This window comes from Hymenobacter properus (genome assembly GCF_015694735.1).
Lineage (GTDB): Bacteria > Bacteroidota > Bacteroidia > Cytophagales > Hymenobacteraceae > Hymenobacter > Hymenobacter properus.
In genome coordinates, this window is record NZ_JADQDP010000003.1 from 668,596 (window position 1) to 687,005 (window position 18,410).

Annotated in this window: 20 protein-coding genes; 12 read left to right on the forward strand and 8 right to left on the reverse strand. The window is 59.9% G+C overall.

The window, feature by feature from the left end:
- The first annotated feature begins 73 nt into the window (after nt 1–73).
- The 8 genes from I2I01_RS14730 to coaE all read left to right on the forward strand — a co-directional run bounded on the left by I2I01_RS14730 (nt 74) and on the right by coaE (nt 6,379).
- On the forward strand, nt 74–1,165 hold the full coding sequence (locus I2I01_RS14730; protein ID WP_196287237.1) for a Glu/Leu/Phe/Val family dehydrogenase: 1,092 nt from the start codon (nt 74–76) through the stop codon (nt 1,163–1,165).
- Nucleotides 1,166–1,288: 123 nt separating this feature from the next.
- A complete protein-coding gene (gene nusB, locus I2I01_RS14735; protein WP_196287238.1) occupies nt 1,289–2,485 on the forward strand; it encodes a transcription antitermination factor NusB in 1,197 nt (398 codons plus the stop codon).
- A gap of 140 nt (nt 2,486–2,625) precedes the next feature.
- The gene (locus I2I01_RS14740) at nt 2,626–2,937 is read left to right on the forward strand and encodes a YtxH domain-containing protein (protein ID WP_196287239.1); all 312 of its coding nucleotides are present in this window, start codon (nt 2,626–2,628) and stop codon (nt 2,935–2,937) included.
- Between the two features lie 126 nt (nt 2,938–3,063).
- Complete coding sequence (locus I2I01_RS14745) at nt 3,064–4,062, forward strand: isocitrate/isopropylmalate dehydrogenase family protein (RefSeq protein ID WP_196287240.1); 999 nt, start codon at nt 3,064–3,066, stop codon at nt 4,060–4,062.
- A gap of 123 nt (nt 4,063–4,185) precedes the next feature.
- Nucleotides 4,186–4,692 (forward strand): DUF1573 domain-containing protein, encoded by a 507-nt coding sequence (locus tag I2I01_RS14750; protein ID WP_196287241.1) that lies wholly within the window; start codon nt 4,186–4,188, stop codon nt 4,690–4,692.
- Nucleotides 4,693–4,716: 24 nt separating this feature from the next.
- The gene (gene yajC / locus I2I01_RS14755; protein WP_196287242.1) at nt 4,717–5,049 is read left to right on the forward strand and encodes a preprotein translocase subunit YajC; all 333 of its coding nucleotides are present in this window, start codon (nt 4,717–4,719) and stop codon (nt 5,047–5,049) included.
- Nucleotides 5,050–5,051: 2 nt separating this feature from the next.
- A complete protein-coding gene (locus I2I01_RS14760) occupies nt 5,052–5,771 on the forward strand; it encodes a YbbR-like domain-containing protein (RefSeq protein WP_196287243.1) in 720 nt (239 codons plus the stop codon).
- A gap of 2 nt (nt 5,772–5,773) precedes the next feature.
- Nucleotides 5,774–6,379: a dephospho-CoA kinase gene (coaE, locus tag I2I01_RS14765; protein WP_196287244.1), complete on the forward strand. Its 606-nt coding sequence runs from the start codon at nt 5,774–5,776 to the stop codon at nt 6,377–6,379.
- A gap of 50 nt (nt 6,380–6,429) precedes the next feature.
- On the opposite strand, the gene I2I01_RS14770 is transcribed toward coaE, so the two are convergent.
- On the reverse strand, nt 6,430–6,750 hold the full coding sequence (locus I2I01_RS14770) for an ArsR/SmtB family transcription factor (protein ID WP_190926467.1): 321 nt from the start codon (nt 6,748–6,750) through the stop codon (nt 6,430–6,432).
- Nucleotides 6,751–6,993: 243 nt separating this feature from the next.
- On the opposite strand from I2I01_RS14770, the gene I2I01_RS14775 reads away from it, so the two are divergent.
- From I2I01_RS14775 to I2I01_RS14785, 3 genes are all read left to right on the forward strand, one after another.
- A complete protein-coding gene (locus I2I01_RS14775) occupies nt 6,994–8,223 on the forward strand; it encodes a Glu/Leu/Phe/Val dehydrogenase dimerization domain-containing protein (RefSeq protein WP_196287245.1) in 1,230 nt (409 codons plus the stop codon).
- A gap of 392 nt (nt 8,224–8,615) precedes the next feature.
- On the forward strand, nt 8,616–9,329 hold the full coding sequence (locus tag I2I01_RS14780) for an LOG family protein (RefSeq protein ID WP_394369281.1): 714 nt from the start codon (nt 8,616–8,618) through the stop codon (nt 9,327–9,329).
- 91 nt (nt 9,330–9,420) lie between these two features.
- Nucleotides 9,421–10,617: a lycopene cyclase family protein gene (locus I2I01_RS14785; protein ID WP_196287247.1), complete on the forward strand. Its 1,197-nt coding sequence runs from the start codon at nt 9,421–9,423 to the stop codon at nt 10,615–10,617.
- 27 nt (nt 10,618–10,644) lie between these two features.
- Here the strand turns inward: I2I01_RS14785 and I2I01_RS14790 are convergent, their stop codons facing one another.
- The 3 genes from I2I01_RS14790 to I2I01_RS14800 form a co-directional block, all read right to left on the reverse strand.
- Nucleotides 10,645–11,322 (reverse strand): ABC transporter ATP-binding protein, encoded by a 678-nt coding sequence (locus tag I2I01_RS14790; RefSeq protein WP_317196894.1) that lies wholly within the window; start codon nt 11,320–11,322, stop codon nt 10,645–10,647.
- 129 nt (nt 11,323–11,451) lie between these two features.
- On the reverse strand, nt 11,452–11,673 hold the full coding sequence (locus I2I01_RS14795) for a DUF2795 domain-containing protein (RefSeq protein WP_035561220.1): 222 nt from the start codon (nt 11,671–11,673) through the stop codon (nt 11,452–11,454).
- A 101-nt stretch (nt 11,674–11,774) separates the two neighbouring features.
- On the reverse strand, nt 11,775–13,091 hold the full coding sequence (locus I2I01_RS14800; RefSeq protein WP_196287249.1) for a DUF349 domain-containing protein: 1,317 nt from the start codon (nt 13,089–13,091) through the stop codon (nt 11,775–11,777).
- A gap of 274 nt (nt 13,092–13,365) precedes the next feature.
- On the opposite strand from I2I01_RS14800, the gene ettA reads away from it, so the two are divergent.
- The gene (ettA, locus tag I2I01_RS14805; protein WP_196287250.1) at nt 13,366–15,030 is read left to right on the forward strand and encodes an energy-dependent translational throttle protein EttA; all 1,665 of its coding nucleotides are present in this window, start codon (nt 13,366–13,368) and stop codon (nt 15,028–15,030) included.
- A gap of 84 nt (nt 15,031–15,114) precedes the next feature.
- Here ettA and I2I01_RS14810 read toward each other — a convergent pair whose 3' ends face one another.
- The 4 genes from I2I01_RS14810 to panC all read right to left on the reverse strand — a co-directional run bounded on the left by I2I01_RS14810 (nt 15,115) and on the right by panC (nt 18,403).
- Entirely contained in the window at nt 15,115–15,792 is a 678-nt protein-coding gene (locus I2I01_RS14810) for a zinc metallopeptidase (protein ID WP_196287251.1), read from the reverse strand.
- A gap of 28 nt (nt 15,793–15,820) precedes the next feature.
- On the reverse strand, nt 15,821–16,300 hold the full coding sequence (gene rfaE2, locus I2I01_RS14815; protein ID WP_196287252.1) for a D-glycero-beta-D-manno-heptose 1-phosphate adenylyltransferase: 480 nt from the start codon (nt 16,298–16,300) through the stop codon (nt 15,821–15,823).
- Between the two features lie 117 nt (nt 16,301–16,417).
- Nucleotides 16,418–17,464, reverse strand: coding sequence for a lysylphosphatidylglycerol synthase transmembrane domain-containing protein (locus I2I01_RS14820; RefSeq protein ID WP_196287253.1), 1,047 nt, complete (start codon nt 17,462–17,464; stop codon nt 16,418–16,420).
- Nucleotides 17,465–17,557: 93 nt separating this feature from the next.
- The gene (gene panC, locus I2I01_RS14825; protein ID WP_196287254.1) at nt 17,558–18,403 is read right to left on the reverse strand and encodes a pantoate--beta-alanine ligase; all 846 of its coding nucleotides are present in this window, start codon (nt 18,401–18,403) and stop codon (nt 17,558–17,560) included.
- Between the last annotated feature and the right edge of the window lie 7 nt (nt 18,404–18,410).

Consider the following 18,410-nt stretch of genomic DNA (forward strand, 5'->3'; position numbering starts at 1 on the left):
ACCCAACAAAGTTACGCCGCACTGTTCCCAACCATCCATTCCCAAAAATTCCCACCATTTTCAATTCACTCCCATGATTGAAACCCAAATTCTGGCCCCTGACTCCATTTTCGGTCAGATTGCCGAGCACCAGCACGAGCAGGTCGTGTTTTGCAATGACCACGAGACGGGCCTCAAGGCCATTATCGGCATCCACAACACCGTGCTCGGGCCTGCCCTCGGCGGCACGCGCATGTGGCACTACGCTTCCGACATGGAAGCCCTGAACGACGTGCTCCGCCTCTCGCGCGGCATGACCTACAAGGCCGCCATCTCGGGCCTGAATTTGGGCGGCGGCAAGGCCGTCATCATCGGCGATGCCAAGACGCTGAAGACCGAAGCCCTGCTGCGCAAGTTCGGCCGCTTCGTGAAAAACTTGAACGGCAAGTACATCACCGCCGAGGATGTGAACATGACCACCAAGGACATGGAGTACATCCGCATGGAAACCACCCACGTAGCCGGCCTGCCCGAAAGCATGGGCGGTAGCGGCGACCCCTCTCCCGTGACGGCCTACGGCGTGTACATGGGCATGAAGGCCGCCGCCAAGAAAGCCTTCGGCTCCGAGAGTCTCACCGGCAAGCGCATTGCTGTGCAGGGCGTGGGCCACGTGGGCACCTACCTGCTGGAGCACCTGCAGAAAGAAGGCGCCAAGCTCATCGTGACTGACTACTACGAAGACCGCGCCTTGGATGCCGCCAACCGTTTCGGCGCCAAAGCCGTGGGCCTGGAAGCCATCTACGACCAGGACGTGGACATCTACTCCCCCTGCGCCCTGGGTGCCACGCTGAACGACGACACTATTGCCCGTCTGAAGTGCCAGGTGGTGGCCGGCTGCGCCAACAACCAGCTGAAGGTGGAGAACGTGCACGGCCCCGAGCTCGTGCGCCGTGGCATCGTGTACGCCCCCGACTTCCTCATCAACGCCGGCGGCCTCATCAACGTGTACTCCGAGGTAACCGGCGCTAGCCGCCAGGGCGCCCTCACTCAAACTGAAAAAATCTACGATTTCACCCTGCAAGTGCTGGCGAAAGCCGAAGAAGAGCACACGCACCCGCAAGCCGCCGCCATCCGGCAGGCCAAGGAGCGCATCGCCAGCGTGGGCCGGGTGAAGTCGACCTATTAAAGGAGGGTTGAGTTTTGAATGTTGAGTATTGAGTTAACAGACTTTTAATGTTTTAACGGCCTGTCGAATTCAATACTCAACTTTCAACTCAACACTCAACATTCAACACTCAACACTTCTAAGATGCTCAACCGCCGCCTCCTCCGTATCAAAGTCATGCAGTCGCTCTACTCCTACCACCAGGCGGTGGGAGCCGATTTTATGCTGGCGCAGGACCGCATCGCGGCTGCTTTCGAGCCCGACCTGACGGCCAAAGAGGCCCCCGACCGCCGCAAGCTGGAAGGCCAGCGCAAGCTGGGCGAAGCCCAGCTGCGCGACTGGTACCGCTCCGGCACCATGCCCGAGAAAACGGACGACAAAGCCGTGGACAAGGCCGTGGCCGACGCCATCAACTCCTTCCAGAACCAGGTGAAGAAGGACGCCGACCTCTACGCCGGCCAGCTCATGGTGGGCGCCGAAAGCATTCACGACCAGTATCTGCACCTGCTCAACCTGCCCAAGGCCCTGCTGGGCGTGCTGGAAGAAGAGCAGAGCCGAGAGGAGCGCCGCCGTGGCGGCCCCAGCGAAAACGCCCTGGACACCAAGCGCCTGCACCAGAACAAGGCCATTGCCAAGCTGATGGCCAACGAGCAGCTGCAAAACACCACCATCCGCCGCAAGCTGGCTTGGGAAGGTGCCGAGGAATACGAGGCCCTCACCGCCGCCTGGCAGGAAATGAAGGCCGACGAAACCATCGTAGCCTACCTCAACGGCAAGGACACCGATGCGCCCGAGCTCGACTATAATACCGACCTGGAAATCCTGCGTCACATCTACAAAGACTTCGTGTTCAAAGGCGAAGCCTTGCCGCGGCAGCTCGAAGCGGCGGATTTGAACTGGGAGGAAAACCGGCCCATCGTGCGCAACCTGGTGCTGAAGACGCTGAAAATGCTGCCCTTCGAAGCCACCGAAACGCAGGAGCTGATGAACCTCTCGGCCAACTGGCAGGACGACCGCGAGTTTGCCGAAACGCTCTACAAGCAGACGCTCATCGAAGACGACAAGATGGAGAAGCTCATCGCCGGCTCGGTGCAGAACTGGGACGTGGAGCGCGTAGCCCTGCTCGACAAAATCATCCTGAAAATGGCCCTCACCGAGATGCAGCTCTTCCGCGGCATTCCGGTGAAAGTCACTATCAACGAGTACATTGAAATCAGCAAGCTCTACAGCACGCCCAAGAGCAAGCAGTTCGTCAATGGCATTCTCGACAAGCTGGCGACGGACCTGGCCGCCAGCGGCGACATCCGCAAATCGGGCCGCGGCTTGCTCGATAACCAGTAGCAGCAACAGCGGCAGGTTCGCAACATTATGGCCTGCCACTGAACATTGCGTCGATATAGCCACTTTTGCATCTACGGCGGCGTTTCTGCGTACGCAGCCCTGAAAACATTCTCACCTTTCTTCCCAAATTCTCGACGACCATGGCCAGCAAAACCACCACCGGCATCCTGTGCTTCGCAGGCGGCGCGCTCACCGGCGCGGCCCTTGGCTTGCTCTACGCCCCCGAACCCGGCAGCGAAACCCGCTCCTGGCTTAGCTACCAACTGGAGAAGTACCGCTCCGTGCTGGCCGACCTCACCGACAGCCTCGTGACCAGCCGCGAAGGCCTGGGCCAGTCCTCGGCCAAAAGCGAAGGCCAGCGCGTGATTTCCGACGCCAAATCCAAAGCCGAACAACTCCTCGGCGACGTCGACCAGCTCATCAACCAAATCAACTCCCGCAAGGGCGCTTAACTTTTTTCGGGACGCTAAGCACTTGACGGAATGGGTGATTGAGGGAACGACCGATAAAATTCAGTCTTCGCTCACTCATCCATTCCGTCCTTTGTGCTTACTCCCAATCACTCATTACCCAGTACGATGCACGTAGTAACCCTTATTCCCGGCGACGGCATAGGCCCCGAAATCACGAAAGCGGTAACCGATATTTTCGCCGCGGCGCAGGTGCCGGTGCAATGGGAAGAGCAGAACGCGGGCCAGACCACCTTCGACCAATCTGGCGAATTGATTCCGAACGCCCTGCTCAAGTCGCTGGAGAAGAATAAGGTGGCCCTCAAAGGCCCCATCACCACGCCGGTGGGCAAGGGCTTCCGCAGCATCAACGTGACGCTGCGCCAGAAGTACGACCTCTACCAAAACGTGCGCCCTAGCCGCACCACGCCCGGCATCAAAACCCGCTACGAAGGCATCGACCTCGTGCTCTTCCGCGAAAACACTGAGGGCCTGTACTCCGGCCTCGAAATGTGGGACGAGCGCCTCGGCATTGCCGACGCCGTGGCCCGCGTGACGGTGGAAGGTTCGCGCAAAATCTGCCGCGCCGCCTTCGCCTACGCTGCCAAGCACGGCCGCAAAAAGGTGACCCTGGCCCACAAAGCCAACATCATCAAAATGGCCGGTACGTTGATGATTAACGCCTGCAAAGAAGCCAGCTTGGAGTTCCCCGAGATTGTGTTCGAGGACAAAATCATCGACAACATGTGCATGCAGCTCGTGGGCAAACCCGAGCAGTTCGACGTGATTGTGACCACCAACCTGTTTGGCGACTTGCTGTCGGACCTCTGTGCTGGCCTTGTGGGCGGCCTGGGCGTGGTGGCCGGCGCCAACATCGGCGACAACATGGCCATTTTCGAAGCCGTGCACGGCTCGGCTCCCGACATCGCCGGCCAGGGCAAGGCCAACCCCACCGCCCTGCTCCGCTCGGCCATCATGATGCTGCACCACATCGGCGAGCATGCCAAAGCCGAGCAAATCGACAAAGCCCTGGAAGCTACGCTGATGAACCAAGAGGAATGCACCGGCGACCTCGGCGGCAAAGCCAGCACCAGCCAGTTTGCCCAGAGCATCATTGCTAAGCTGTAGTTGCCCAAAGTTTTAGCTGTCATCCTGAGCGTCGCGAAGGACCTTATCACCGCCGAACAACTGTTGTTCTAACGTGAGAAGGTCCTTCGCGACGCTCAGGATGACAGTAACTACCCCCCGAATATGAAATACCAGATTCTCTTGGCGGCCACGCTTCTGCTGGGCGCCTGCAACCGCGACAAAAACGAGGCCGGCACCGAAGGCATGAACGCGGCCGCCAACGTGACCTCCGACGCTGCCAACCCCACCATCGACAACCCCAACGTGGTGAACGAAAGCGAGGCGGTGAACCCCAATGCACCGGTAATGAAGTTTGCCGAACCAGAGTTTGACTTCGGTGACATTCAGCCCGATAGCAAGGTGCATCACACCTTCACGTTCACTAATACCGGCAAGTCGCCGCTGCTGATTGAAGATGCTACCGCTTCCTGCGGCTGCACCACGCCCAGCTGGACGAAAGAGCCCATCGCGCCCGGCGCAGAGGGTAAGATTGAAGTGCAGTTTGACAGCCGCGGCAAGCAAGGCATCATTGGCAAGCAGGTGGCGGTACGGGCCAACACCCAGCCCACCATCACCACCATTTTCATCAAAGGCAACGTGCTGACGGCCGGCGACAAAAAGCCGCTTTAATTCGCGCCTCTCTATTTTCGCATCATGTTCTTGACTTTGCTTTTGCAGGCCGCTTCCGGGATGGATATCACCCAGCTCATCATTCCCATTGCCATTGGCCTGGTATTTTATTTTTTCATGGTGCGGCCCCAGCAGAAGCGCACGGCCGACGCCAAGGCGTTCCGGCAGTCGCTGACTAAGGGCTCGCGCATCGTCACCATTGGTGGTCTGCACGGCCTGGTGGTTGACCTCACCGACGACACCGTGGTGGTGGAGGTAGACCGCGGCGTGAAGCTGCGTTTCGACCGCACGGCCATTGCCCGCGAGGTGGGCAGCAAGGCTACCGCAGCGGCCGCCGAAACGCCTGCTGCTAGCTAGCCATGGCCGGGCCCCTGAGTCGGGCCGGCCGGCTCGTGCGCTGGTTTGTGCGGCCGTTCGCGGGCCAGGAGCCTAGCTTCTACCGCGCCGTGACCGCATGCTTACTGGCGGCCGGCCTGTTCTGGCAGATGAATGCCCTGAACAAGACCTATACCACGCGGGTAAACTGCCCGCTGGCCTGGCACTACGACTCGGCCCGCTACGTGCCGCTGCGGCCATTGCCGGCGGCGCTGCCGGTCACCGTCACGGGCCAGGGCTGGCGCTTGCTGCGGGCCAATATGGGCTGGGGCACGCACCCCGCCGACCTGCGCCCCGTGCCCTTGCCCGGCACCCGCTACCTGCCACCCGAGGCCTGGCACCGCGGCCTGCAAACGGCGCTGGAAGGCGTGCAGGTGAATGAATGGGCTGGCGATACCCTGCGCCTCACCTTCGACCGCTACGCCACGCGAAAGCTGCCGCTTGTGCTCATGTCCGATTCGGCCCGTGAGAAAGCTGCACGCCTGACGCCGGCTGTAGCCGTTTTCCGAGGGCCAGCCACTTTGGTCAATGGGTTGCCCAGCCCCTACCCCGTCGCCTTGCCGCCGGGCACCCCGGATGCCGACGGAACAGAAGTCGAATTGGTGACACCTTCGCGGGTGCGCTCGTCCGTTTCTACCGTGCGCGTCAATCAAACGTCTCAAACGCCGGCCCGACGCCGGGCGGCCAAAGCCCCCAAATCCTGATTATGTTGCGCATTGGCATTACCGGCGGCATCGGCTCGGGCAAGAGCATTGCCAGCCGCTTGTTTCAGGCCTTGGGCGTGCCCACCTACGACGCCGACTCACGCGCCCGCTGGCTGATGGAAAACGGGGTCGAATTGCGAGAACAACTCAGCGCCGCTTTCGGCCCGGGTACGTACGACGCTGCCGGACGGCTCAATCGCGCGGCATTGGCCGGCACGGTGTTCAACAACCCCGCGCTGCTGGCCCAACTCAATGGCTTGGTGCACCCGCACGTGGGCACCGATTTTGAAACCTGGGCCGCCACGCAGGCCGCGGCCGGCTACCCCTACGTGCTCAAAGAAGCCGCCCTGCTCTTTGAGGCAGGTTCCTACAAGCAACTCGACCGCATCATCACGGTGTACGCCCCATTAGCGGTGCGTGAGGCCCGCGTGCTCCGGCGCGACGCGCACCGCTCCCTGGCCGATGTGCAGGCCATCATGGCCAAGCAGATGAGCGAGGAGGAAAAGATGCAACGGGCCGATTATGTATTGACCAACGACGACGTGCAGCCGTTGCTGCCCCAGGTGCTGGCTTTGCACGCGGCCTTTAGCCGGCCCACCGGGGCATAAAAAAGGCTGCTTCTTTCGAAACAGCCTCCTCTTTGCTCAACTCTCTCCAGCTATAACCGGCCCGAGTAGTCCTCCAAGGTGTCAATTACTTTGAGCAGTTGGGGCACCGCCAGGGAGTAATAAATCTTGGTGCCCACCTTGCTCGATTTCAGCACGCCCCGGTCCTTGAGGGTGATGAGGTGCTGCGAAGCAATGGCCTGCGGGAGGTCGAGGGCCTGGTAGATATCGGTAACGGACATTTGGCTGTCTTTGCCCTTGGTCTTGCCCAGCAGGTCAACAATAGCCAGTCGTTTGGGATGCGAGAGAACCTTGAGCATAGCCGCGGCACGGTCCAACTGTTGCGCTTCAACACGCGAATGCAATGGTTTCATGAAGTCGATAAAAAGTGTACGGGAAAATGGAAGCGTAGAATAAATGAAATACAGCCGTGTTACCGAGGTAGTTCCGACAGCACTATGCAAAATAGGGGAAAATCGATTTATTCTCCACTACAATACTTAAGTATTCGAAGGTTTTAGTTCTATTCGAAATGCAATTCGAAACCTCGGCGGGGGCAGCAAATGCCGCCTACCTTTACGGCCCTGTTTGGAAAGACGCTTTTTTGAGTTCAACCGATGCTTGACCTGCTGACAAAATTTGAAAACAAGCGCCCCGAGATTGTGTTCGAGTGGCAAGATTCCGAAACCGAAGCCGAGGGCTGGGTCGTCATCAATTCCTTGCGGGGCGGGGCCGCCGGCGGTGGCACGCGCATGCGCAAGGGCCTCGACAAACGCGAGGTAGAAAGCCTGGCAAAGACGATGGAAGTCAAATTCACGGTATCGGGTCCGGCAATTGGCGGGGCAAAATCGGGCATTAACTTCGACCCGCAAGACCCACGCAAGCGCGGGGTACTCGAACGCTGGTACCGGGCCGTTTTCCCACTGCTGAAAAATTATTACGGCACCGGTGGAGACCTTAACGTGGATGAGATACATGAGGTTATTCCTATCACTGAGGAATACGGTCTTTGGCACCCGCAGGAGGGCGTGGTGAACGGCCACTACCGCGCCACCGAACCTCAAAAAATCCAGAAGCTGGGCCAGCTCCGCCAAGGCGTTATCAAGGTGGTAGAAGACGCTACCTTTTCGCCCGACCTGGGCCGCAAGTACACCGTAGCCGACCTCATCACCGGCTACGGCGTGGCCGAGGCCGTGCGCCACTACTACCGCCTCTGGCCCGGCACCGACCTGCGCGGGCAGCGCGCCATCATCCAAGGCTGGGGCAACGTGGGCGCAGCCGCTGCTTACTACCTGGCCGGCCAAGGCGTGCGCATTGTGGGCATTATTGACCGGGCCGGCGGCTTGCTGAGCACCGAGGGCCTGGGCCTGGAGGAAATCCGGGCGCTGCTGCTGGCTCGCCAGGGCAACGCACTGACGGGCATCAACCTGCTATCGTTTGCCGAAATCAACGAGAAAATATGGTCGGTGGGGGCTGATATTTTCATTCCGGCCGCCGCTTCGCGCCTCGTGACCAGAAGCCAAGTGGAACAGCTAGTGGCTGGGGGCCTCAAAGTGATTAGCTGCGGCGCCAACGTGCCGTTTGCCGACCCCGAAATTTTCTTCGGCCCCACCGGTGTCTTTGCCGATGAGCGCACGGCTGTCATTCCCGATTTCATTGCCAACTGCGGCATGGCCCGTGTGTTCGCCTACCTGATGGAAACCGGCGCCGAAATCACCGACCAAGCCATTTTTGCCGACACCTCGCGCATCATTGGCGCGGCTCTGGAGCGCACCCATGCCGAGAATGCGCAGCCCACCGGCATTGCGCAACGCTCGTTTGAGATGGCGCTGCGGCAGCTGGTGTAACCAGCAGTTGCTCGTAATCGGCTGCCATCCGGAGCACCGTGAAGGACCTTTTCACTGCTGAACAACTGTTGTTCTAGCGTGAGAAAGTCCTTCGCGGCGCGCTGGATGACAGCCGATATAGCGTCCTAACTCGCAGCATTTTTATTTGCTAACAATTTGATAACTTTGACGCCCTACTTTTGGTCGCCCCGCCTTCGGGGCGATTTTGTTTTTGTAGGAACTCCCACCTCGACAATATGTCTACTCTGAAAAAACCCAAAACCAGCAAAACCAAAATTGCTGACGACCTGCTGAATGCCGGCAGCGGCAAAACCATCAAGCAACCCAACGTCAACGACGACAAGCTCACTTCCATCACGGAGATGCGCCAGAGCACCCACGGCGAAAGCACCATGGCCCTGGAAGACGAGCAGCGCCTGCGCAAAGCCTTCGTGGACAAGGACTGGAACGAGATTAAAATTGCCGACAGCTGGCAGATTTTCAAGGTGATGGCCGAGTTTGTGGAGGGCTTCGAGAAGATGTCCAAAATCGGCCCCTGCGTGAGCATCTTCGGCTCGGCCCGTACCAAGCCCGAGAATCCCTACTACCAGATGGCCGAGGAAATTGCCTCGAAGCTGGTGCGTCACGGCTACGGCGTTATCACGGGTGGCGGCCCGGGCATTATGGAAGCCGGCAACAAGGGCGCCCGTGCCGAGGGCGGTAAGTCGGTGGGCCTCAACATTGAGCTGCCCTTCGAGCAAACCCACAACATCTACATCGACCAGGACAAGTGCATCGACTTCGACTACTTCTTTGTGCGCAAGGTGATGTTTGTGAAGTATGCGCAGGCTTTTGTGGGCATGCCCGGCGGCTTCGGCACGCTCGACGAGCTGTTTGAAGCCATGACGCTGATTCAGACCAAGAAAATCAGCCGCTTCCCCATCGTGCTGGTGGGCTCGGCCTACTGGAACGGCCTGTTCCAGTGGATTAAGGACGTGATGCTGCACGAAGAGCACAACATCTCGCCCGAGGACCTGAACCTGGTGCAGATTGTGGACGACGCCAGCGAAGCCGTGAAAATCATCGACGACTTCTACCACAAGTACCTGCTGTCGCCAAACTTCTAAACCGCCCCGGTTTAATCGTGTTGTCAGAAAGCCGCTTCTTCGGGAGCGGCTTTTTTGTGGCTAGTTTGCGCCGCCCCGCTGCCGTGTCTCCATGCAAAATACCGTCGTTGCCGCTGATTCTGATTTTGACTACCTCATAGTCGGGGGCGGCGCCGCAGGCCTCAGCCTGGCGTTCCACATTGCGCAGGAACCACGGTTGGCGACGAAAAGGGTACTGATTATTGAGCCAGAAGCCAAAGACCAGAACGACCGCACCTGGTCGTTCTGGACCGATGAACCCACGGTTTTTGATGGCGTTGTGACCCACGAATGGAGCCAGATAGCCTTTCGCAGCCCCGGCTTTGATAAGGTTATCAACCTCGGGCGCTACCGCTACAAAACCATCAACGGCCTGGATTACTACCACTTTGTGCGGCGTGCGCTGGCCGACAATCCGCAGTTCCGCTTTGAACAGGGCAGTGTGACGGCCCTGGAAAACACGGCATCAGGCGTGCGCGCCGCCACCGCCACCGGCAAATTCACTGCGCGCTATGGCTTCGATAGCCGCCCGCCGGACCTGGCGAAGCTGCAGCAGCCCGCGCGACACCGCTACCTGCTGCAGCACTTCGTGGGCTGGGAGGTGGAAACTGACGTGGATGTGTTCGACCCGATAACCATGGAATTCATGGATTTTCGCGGCGAGCAACACCATGAGGCACGATTTATCTATGTGCTGCCTTATGCACCACGCAAAGCGTTGGTGGAGTACACGTTGTTTTCAGAAAATGTGCTGCCAAAAGCAGAGTACGAGGCTGCTATTCGTGCCTATCTGACCGATACGCTGGGCTTGAAAAGCTTCCGTATAACAGCCGAGGAAATGGGGGCCATCCCGATGACGGACCACCCACTACCCGCTCGCGACGGGGCGCACATCATCAACCTCGGCACGCGCGGCGGGCGGGCCAAACCCAGTACCGGCTACGCCTTCAAGCGCATCCAGCAGCATTCGGCCCGGCTCGTGGCGGCCTTGGCCAGCACCGGCCACCCGCCGGTTGACGTGACTGGCGATAGATGGCAATTCCGGCTGTTCGACACGTTACTGCTTGATATTATGAAGCGGCATGGCGAGAGCACGCGCGACATTTTCCGGCAGCTATTTGAGCGCAACCCGGTGGAGCGCATCTTCCGCTTTCTGGACGAAACCACCTCGTGGGTCGATAATTTTCGCATCATGAATTCGGTGTCGCCATGGCCGTTTATGCGCTCTATTGTGCACGTGCTGCGCGGCCGGCCGGGCCAGCGCCACTAGCTGAGCCCGGGCCCTTCAGCAGTTCATTCAGCGCACCATGGGCGCTTGCTCCAGCCAATGACGCGCTTCCCGCACCGAGGCAGCGCTGATGGGCCGCAACTGCGGCTCGGGCTCCGACAAGTTCAACAGAAACCCCGTTAGCTCGGGCAGGTTGTCGAGGTCGTGGGTGCTGCAGAGCACGGTTTTGCCTTGCGTAGTGGCCCAGTCGTGCAGCAGATTGAAGACCTGGCGGCGGTAGTACACGTCGAGCTGCTGGGTGGGCTCATCGAGCAAGTATAGCTGGGCATCTTGCAAACTGAGCTGGGCCAGCCACACCAACTGCTGCTCGCCGCCCGATAGCTGGGTGAAGTCGCGCTTGGCCAGGTGCGCCATGCCTACGCAGGCCAGGGCCGCATCGGCCAGCGCATAGTCGGCCGGAGCGTAGGTGCTGAGCAAGCCCTGGTGGCGGTAGCGGCCCATCACCACCAGCTCGCGCACCGAGATGGCAAAGTCGATGCTGCCGCGCTGGGGCAAGTAGCCCAGCAGACCCGCGGAGGCCGCCCGCCTTATGCTGCGCACTTCCTGCCCCAACAGCTGCACGCTGCCTTGGTAGGGCAACTGGCCGGTAAGCACCCGAAACAAGGTGGTTTTGCCGCTGCCGTTGTGGCCTACCACCGCTACGAAAGCCGGGCCCGGCAGGCACAAAAAAAGGTTGCGGACCAGCACCCTGCCGGGGTAGCCCGCAACCAGATTTTGAATGTTGAGCGTTGAATGCTGAGTATTGAGTGACGGTTTGTTATTCATTAACAGGCCCGTATCAATCATTCAACATTCAATCCTTAACACTCAACATTATTAGTATTCGTCCTCGTTGAACATGAAGTCCTCCTTGGTGGGGTAGTCGGGCCACACTTCCTCAATGTTTTCGTAGGGCTGGCCGTCGTCTTCCAGGGCCTGGAGGTTTTCTACCACTTCCATGGGCGCACCCGAGCGGATGGAAAAGTCAATCAGTTCGTCTTTGGTGGCGGGCCAGGGGGCATCTTCCAGATAAGAAGCCAGTTCGAGTGTCCAATACATAGGGAGTCGGATAAAAAAAGGTTGGCGAAGGTAACGATTTCCGCTTAAGAAACAAGGTCCTAAACCGCGGCTTTTGCGACAACGCAAAAGCCCGACCAAAGTTAGCCAGCAGCCTGCGCCTGCTGGGTAAACAGCACAATCAAGTCGTTTTTCGTGCGGATTTTGCGCTCAAAGGACCGGATTTTGGTTTGCAGCATCTGCCGGAAGGCGTCGTTGGCAGCACTGGGGCTGAGCTTGTCGAGATTGTCGCGCAGGGCGGCCAGCTCGGTGTGGTCGTCCTTGAGCAGCTCGCGCAAGGTGTTGGCTCGAAAGCGGGCGCGCTCGGCCGGGGCGGTGGGCACGGGCTCGGTGGCCGCGCGCTTGCGCAGGTGGTACTCCAAGGCGCTGAGCTCGAATATCTTGTCGCAGGCCACCATGAAGCGCTGCCAGATGCGGTCCGACTCTTCGCCCCGCACGGTGCCCACCTGCTTCCATTCGGCTTGCAGGGCTTTGGCCTGGTGAATGGCTTCTTGGGGCGGCACCGCCATCAGGGCTTCGGCGCGCTCGGCGAGCGTGCGCTTGCGGGCTAGCAGTACTTCGGGCGTGGCGGCACTGCCGGCACCAGCGGCCTGCTGGGCGGCAATGTGCGCTTTCAGGCGCTCGAAGAAGTGGTTGTTGGCGGCGCGGAAGCGCGTCCAGAGTTCGGAAGCTTGCTTTTTGGGCAGGGTACCGTTTACCTCGCGCCACGCCTGTTGCAACTGCTTGAGCTGGCGCGAAGTGGTTTCGAACTGGTCGGAATTCTTTAAGTCTTCGGCTTGCTGGATGAGGTCGCGGTAACGGTTCTGCACCCGCGCCACCATGGCCTTCTTGTCGGACTGGAACGCCTTGCGCCGGTCGAAAAACTCCTGAATGGCCGCCTGGAAGCGCCGTTCGAGCTCGTCGGTCAGGTGCTTGTCTACGGGGCCGGTTTTGAGCCAACCCTGGCGCAGGTCCTTCACCTTTTCGCTGGCCGATACCCACTCCACGGTGTCGCGCAGGGCTTCGGCCTCCTGAATGAAGCTTTGCTTGGTGGCGAGGTTTTTCTCCCGGTTTTGGGCCACCGTCACGCCAATGGCTTCCTCGGCTTCGGTGAGGCGGCGGTGCAGGGCTTCAAAGTCGCCAAGGCCGTCGAAGGTGCGTAGCTGCTCTTTGAGGTGCAGGGCCTTCATCAGGAAGGAGCCTTTGTTTTCGCTGGCGTCCATTTTGGCCAGCAAGGCATCAATCTTGGCGGTCAGCGTCTCAAAGCGTTGGGCGAAATAGAGCAGCGCTGCTTCGTCCGTTTCTTTGACCAAGCCAATCTGGCGGGCGGGCTGGGCAAGCACGGGGCGCAGCCACACGCCTCCGGCTTCCACGTAGCCGTAGCGCTGGGCTTCGGCCAGCAAGTGGTCGGTTGATTCCATACTAAAAGTGTAAGCTCGTGGGTAGGAGTGCGAGGGTGGGCAGGAAGGTGAAAAAGAGGGAAGTGGCTGAAAAGGGAAAGGGAAGGGAATACAAGTTTACGCTAAAAACGTGATGATAAGATGTAGGGGCCGATAAACGAGGTCGAAACGCGGACCAATGCCCCGGGCGGCCTGGCACAAAGCCTGCAAAGCCCAGCGGCCGGCGCATGGCGCACAAGCCGCAGTTGTCGTTCTTTGCGGCTGCAATTCGTCCATTAGCCCCTCTCCGACTCCCATGAGCGACCAGACCATCATTTTCAGCATGGCCGGCGTGAGTAAGATTTACCCGCCCCAGAAGCAAGTTCTCAAAAATATCTATCTCTCGTTTTTCTACGGCGCCAAAATCGGCGTGCTGGGCCTCAACGGCTCGGGCAAATCGAGCCTGCTGAAAATCATTGCCGGCGTGGATAAGCAGTTTCAGGGCGAAGTGGTGTGGTCGCCGGGCTACTCGGTGGGCTACCTGGAGCAGGAACCCCAGCTCGACCCCACCAAAACCGTGCGCGAGGTGGTGGAAGAAGGCGCTGCCGAAACCGTGGCCCTGCTGAAGGAATACGACGAAATCAACGAAGCCTTCGGGGCTGAGGACGCCGATTTTGACAAGCTGCTCGAACGCCAGGGCAAGGTGCAGGAGCGCTTGGACCAGCTCGACGCCTGGAACCTGGACTCTAAGCTGGAGCGCGCCATGGACGCCCTGCGCACCCCGCCCGAAGAAGCCATTATCGGCACGCTTTCGGGGGGAGAGAAGCGCCGCGTGGCCCTGTGCCGCCTGCTGCTGCAGGAACCCGACGTGCTGCTGCTCGACGAACCCACCAACCACCTCGACGCCGAAAGCGTGTACTGGCTGGAGCAGCACTTGCAGCAGTACAAGGGCACGGTCATCGCCGTGACCCACGACCGGTACTTCCTCGACAACGTGGCCGGCTGGATTCTGGAGCTGGACCGCGGCTCGGGCATTCCGTGGAAGGGCAACTACAGCAGCTGGCTGGAGCAGAAAACCGCCCGCCTGGCCCAGGAGGAAAACCAGGAAAGCAAGCGCGCCAAAACCCTGCAGCGCGAGCTGGAATGGGTGCGCATGTCGCCCAAAGCCCGCCAGAGCAAAGGCAAGGCCCGCTTGGCTAACTACGACAAGCTGGCCAGCGAGGAAGCCAAAGACAAGGAACAGAAACTGGAGCTGTTCATTCCCGACGGCCCTCGCCTGGGCGCGCAGGTCATTGAGGCGGAGGGCATCACCAAGGCTTTCGGCGACAAGCTGCTGTTCGAGAACCTGAGCTTTGCACTGCCGCAGGGCGGTATTGTGGGCATCATCGGGCCCAACGGCGCTGGCAAAACCACGCTGTTCCGCCTCATCACCGAGCAGATGCAGCCCGACGCGGGCACCTTCGTGGTAGGCCCCACGGTGCAAACGGCCTACATCGACCAGCAGCACGACACGCTGGACCCCAGCAAGAGCGTGTTCGACGCCATCACGGGCGGCACCGAAACCATGCTGCTGGCCGGCCGGCCGGTGAACTCGCGCGCCTACGTGAGCAAGTTCAACTTCGGCGGTGGCGACCAGGAGAAGAAGGTAGCCATGCTCTCGGGCGGTGAGAAAAACCGTGTGCACCTGGCCATGACGCTGAAGCAAGGCGCCAACCTACTGCTGCTCGACGAGCCCACCAACGACCTGGACGTAAATGCCATTCGCGCCCTGGAAGACGCGCTGGAAAACTTCGCCGGCTGCGCCGTCATCATCTCGCACGACCGGTGGTTCCTAGACCGTCTGGCCACGCACATCTTGGCCTTCGAGGGCGACTCGGAAGTGGTGTGGTTCGAGGGCAATTTCTCCGATTATGAAGAGGCCAAGCGCAAGCGTTTGGGCGACGTAGAGCCGAAGCGCGTGCGGTATAAGAAGCTGGGATAATCAGCTTCAAAAGTCACAGCCCAAAGAAAAAGCCGCTCTGCTTGCAAGCAGAGCGGCTTTTTCTTTAGAAATAATGCGTGACGCTTAGTTACGCCGACTGCCACCCATGAAAATGCTCACGTAGTATAGCAGCGTTGCCAGCGAGCTGATAGCGGCTACCACATAGGTCATGGCGGCCCACCACAGGGCATCTTTGGCCATGGCGTGCTCCTGGGTGGTCACCACGCCGCGCTTGTCCATCCATGCCAAGGCTCGGCGCGAAGCGTCAAACTCCACGGGCAGGGTCACGAACGAGAAAAGCGTGGTAAGCGAAAACAGCGCAATGCCCACGCCCAGCGGAATCAGCGAGCGGTTAATCATGAATACGCCAGCGAGCAGAATCCACGGCATGTAGGTGGAAACGGCGCTGAGAGCCGGCACCATGGCCGAACGGAACTGCAGCATGGAGTAAGCGGTGGCGTGCTGCACGGCGTGGCCGCATTCGTGGGCGGCAATGGCGGCCGCAGCGGCGCTGCGCTCGGCGTATACGCCCTCGCTCAGGTTCACGGTCTTGTCGGTGGGGTTGTAGTGGTCGGTAAGGCTGCCGTCGGTGCTGATGATGCGCACGTCGGTGATGCCGTGGTCGGCCAGCATGAGCTCGGCAATCTGGGCGCCGGTCAAATTGGCATGCAGGCCCACTTGGGCGTATTGCTTGAACTTGCTGCGCAGACGCCACTGAATGCCGAAACTAACCAGCATCAGCAAAATCAACAGAAAATACATGGCTGAAAGAGAAAAAGGGTGAGTAACGCTAGGTAGTACGCAAAATGCGCTCCACGATGCGCGAAGTGCTGTAGCCCGGCACTAATGGCACGGTGAGCACCTTCCCGCCCCTGTTCAACACTAACTCGTGCCCCACAATTCCGTCGATGGCGTAGTCGTCGCCCTTCACCAGCACGTCGGGCTGCACCAGTTCGATGAGGGCCAGTGGCGTAGGTTCGCCAAAGAGCACCACGGCATCTACAAACGCCAGCGCCGCTAGGATGCGGGCCCGCGCGTCCTCGTCCTGAATGGGCCGGCCGGGCTTGAGCGCGCCCACGGAGGTATCGGTGTTGAGGCCGACCACTAGGGCATCGCCCAAGTGCCGGGCCTGCTCTAGGTAGTCGACGTGGCCGAGGTGCAGCAGGTCGAAGCAGCCGTTGGTGAACACCACTTTGCGACCCTGCTCACGCCATCCGGCCACGGTAGCGGGCAACTGTTCCCGGCTCAGAATTTTATCTTTCGTCCACATATGCTAGTGGGTTCGTGGATTATTGGATAGGTGGATTAACAGCAAATGGAATGGCAGGGATAGCAGGCAGGGCGTATGATTTCGCTACCGCTCTAATCCACCATCCTGCTAATCCACTCACTCACTGGTAAGTGGCTCGTCAGCAAGAGCTTCGGCTTCGGTCAGCACGTTGCCTTTGTCGGCGGCGGCCACCGCGATGAAGCTAATGCCGCCCATGAGCACTACTAGTAACGTTTGGGCACCGTGTACGACCAGCGCATATGCAATACCGGCCTCCTTGCTCACTCCATACACGATGAGCACACCTTGCACCAACACGTGAAACGGCCCGATGCCGCCCGCCACGGGCGCCGCCATGCCAAACGCCCCAAATGTTAACACGGCCAAGCCGGCGCGCATATCGAGGTTATAGGTCTCAGGGAAGCAAAAGAAGGCTAGGTAGTCCATCAGGTAGTAGACCAGCCAAGTGAAAAACGTGTGGAAAAGAAATAACCATTTGTTTTCCAGCTTCAGCACGCTGAATACGCCCGCCAGCAAACCTTTCACAAACAGCACGGCCTTATTGAAAAACGCATTCTGCCGCAGCCGCTCTAGGTTGCGAAACAGCGCAAAGCCCGCTGCCACCAGCAGCACAATGGCCACCACCGCCGCAATGGCTAGCGGCAACGGATTGCGGGCCAGTGAGTCGTAGCGCCCACCCAGTATTTCCTGGGTCACAAATTTCCAGAAGGTCTGAAAATCCAGCAGCAGCAGGCTGCTCAGCAAACCCAGCAGCACCACCACGTCAATCACACGCTCTGTTACCACTGTGCCAATGGCCACCTGCACCGGCACGCCGCTGGTGCGCCGCAGCACCGAGCACCGGATGACTTCGCCCATGCGCGGCAGCACCAAATTAGCCAAGTAGCCCACCATCATAGCGTGATACACGGGCCAGTAAGGCGCCGGCGTCTGCGAAGCCTTGAGCTGCATCTGCCAGCGGTAGGCCCGGCTGAAATACCCCAACACCGAAAGCGACAAGGTAACGGCCAGCCAGAAATAGTTGGCCGTGGCAATGTAGTGGCCAATGCGCGACAGGTCCTGCCCCCGCACTGCATACCACATTAGCGCGCCCGAAATGCTCAGCAGCAGCGCGTATTTAAGAACCGTGAAAACCGTTTTCAATGAGAAAGTCGAATGAGCGAGAAAGAACGCCAGCCAGAAAATTCCTGCAAAGGTAAAACGTCTTGCGCCCCGCTCCCTGTCACTCCACTGCCGCTACTCTACCACCACGTTGTCAATCAGGCGCACGCCGCCCAGGTGAGCCGCCAGGCAAAGCACCACGGCCCGGCCAGGAGCGTAAACATCGAGCGGCTGCAGGGTTTCGGCGTCGGCCACTTCCACGTATTCGGGCGTTAGCAGCGGCTCGGCAGCCAGAGTCGCGTCGGCCGCGGCTTTTACCTGGGCAGGAGGCACACCTTGGCGTACCTGGGCGGCGGCAGCTTCCAGCACCTGGTGCAGCAGCGGCGCCACGGCGCGGGCCGGGGCGTCGAGGCGGCAGTTGCGCGAGGACATGGCCAGCCCGTCGGCTTCGCGGATGGTGGGGCACGTCACAATTTCCAGGTCAAACGACAAATCGGCCACCAACTGCCGGATGATGGCCACCTGCTGCCAGTCCTTCTGCCCAAAAAATGCTTGGTGGGGCCGCGCCATGTGAAATAATTTACTCACCACGGTGGCCACACCGTTGAAATGACCGGGCCGGTGCGCGCCTTCCATCACCCGCTCCAGGTCACCGAAGTCGAATCGCAGGACTGTGGGGCGGGGGTACATTTCCTCCACCGAGGGCGTGAACAGGGCCGTGCAACCGGCCGGGGCCAGCAGGGCTGCGTCGGCCTCGGGCACCCGCGGGTAGAGGCGAAAATCTTCGGCGTTGTTGAACTGCGTGGGGTTGACGAAAATGCTGGCTACCACCACGTTGCATTGGGCTCGGGCGGCCTGCACCAGCTGCAGGTGGCCGTCGTGAAGGGCACCCATGGTGGGTACCAGGCCCACGCGTTGTCCGGCCCGACGGGCGGTTTCGGTGTAGGCATGCAACGCGGCGGCGGTGGTCAGTATCTGCATAGAGAAG

Bases quoted from the DNA above. Each gene is read 5' to 3' on its own strand.
- I2I01_RS14730 (WP_196287237.1), top strand. From the start codon at position 74: ATGATTGAAACCCAAATTCTGGCCCCTGACTCCATTTTCGGTCAGATT.
- nusB (WP_196287238.1), top strand. From the start codon at position 1,289: ATGCTCAACCGCCGCCTCCTCCGTATCAAAGTCATGCAGTCGCTCTAC.
- I2I01_RS14740 (WP_196287239.1), top strand. From the start codon at position 2,626: ATGGCCAGCAAAACCACCACCGGCATCCTGTGCTTCGCAGGCGGCGCG.
- I2I01_RS14745 (WP_196287240.1), top strand. From the start codon at position 3,064: ATGCACGTAGTAACCCTTATTCCCGGCGACGGCATAGGCCCCGAAATC.
- I2I01_RS14750 (WP_196287241.1), top strand. From the start codon at position 4,186: ATGAAATACCAGATTCTCTTGGCGGCCACGCTTCTGCTGGGCGCCTGC.
- yajC (WP_196287242.1), top strand. From the start codon at position 4,717: ATGTTCTTGACTTTGCTTTTGCAGGCCGCTTCCGGGATGGATATCACC.
- I2I01_RS14760 (WP_196287243.1), top strand. From the start codon at position 5,052: ATGGCCGGGCCCCTGAGTCGGGCCGGCCGGCTCGTGCGCTGGTTTGTG.
- coaE (WP_196287244.1), top strand. From the start codon at position 5,774: ATGTTGCGCATTGGCATTACCGGCGGCATCGGCTCGGGCAAGAGCATT.
- I2I01_RS14770 (WP_190926467.1), bottom strand. From the start codon at position 6,750: ATGAAACCATTGCATTCGCGTGTTGAAGCGCAACAGTTGGACCGTGCC.
- I2I01_RS14775 (WP_196287245.1), top strand. From the start codon at position 6,994: ATGCTTGACCTGCTGACAAAATTTGAAAACAAGCGCCCCGAGATTGTG.
- I2I01_RS14780 (WP_394369281.1), top strand. From the start codon at position 8,616: ATGGCCCTGGAAGACGAGCAGCGCCTGCGCAAAGCCTTCGTGGACAAG.
- I2I01_RS14785 (WP_196287247.1), top strand. From the start codon at position 9,421: ATGCAAAATACCGTCGTTGCCGCTGATTCTGATTTTGACTACCTCATA.
- I2I01_RS14795 (WP_035561220.1), bottom strand. From the start codon at position 11,673: ATGTATTGGACACTCGAACTGGCTTCTTATCTGGAAGATGCCCCCTGG.
- I2I01_RS14800 (WP_196287249.1), bottom strand. From the start codon at position 13,091: ATGGAATCAACCGACCACTTGCTGGCCGAAGCCCAGCGCTACGGCTAC.
- ettA (WP_196287250.1), top strand. From the start codon at position 13,366: ATGAGCGACCAGACCATCATTTTCAGCATGGCCGGCGTGAGTAAGATT.
- I2I01_RS14810 (WP_196287251.1), bottom strand. From the start codon at position 15,792: ATGTATTTTCTGTTGATTTTGCTGATGCTGGTTAGTTTCGGCATTCAG.
- rfaE2 (WP_196287252.1), bottom strand. From the start codon at position 16,300: ATGTGGACGAAAGATAAAATTCTGAGCCGGGAACAGTTGCCCGCTACC.
- panC (WP_196287254.1), bottom strand. From the start codon at position 18,403: ATGCAGATACTGACCACCGCCGCCGCGTTGCATGCCTACACCGAAACC.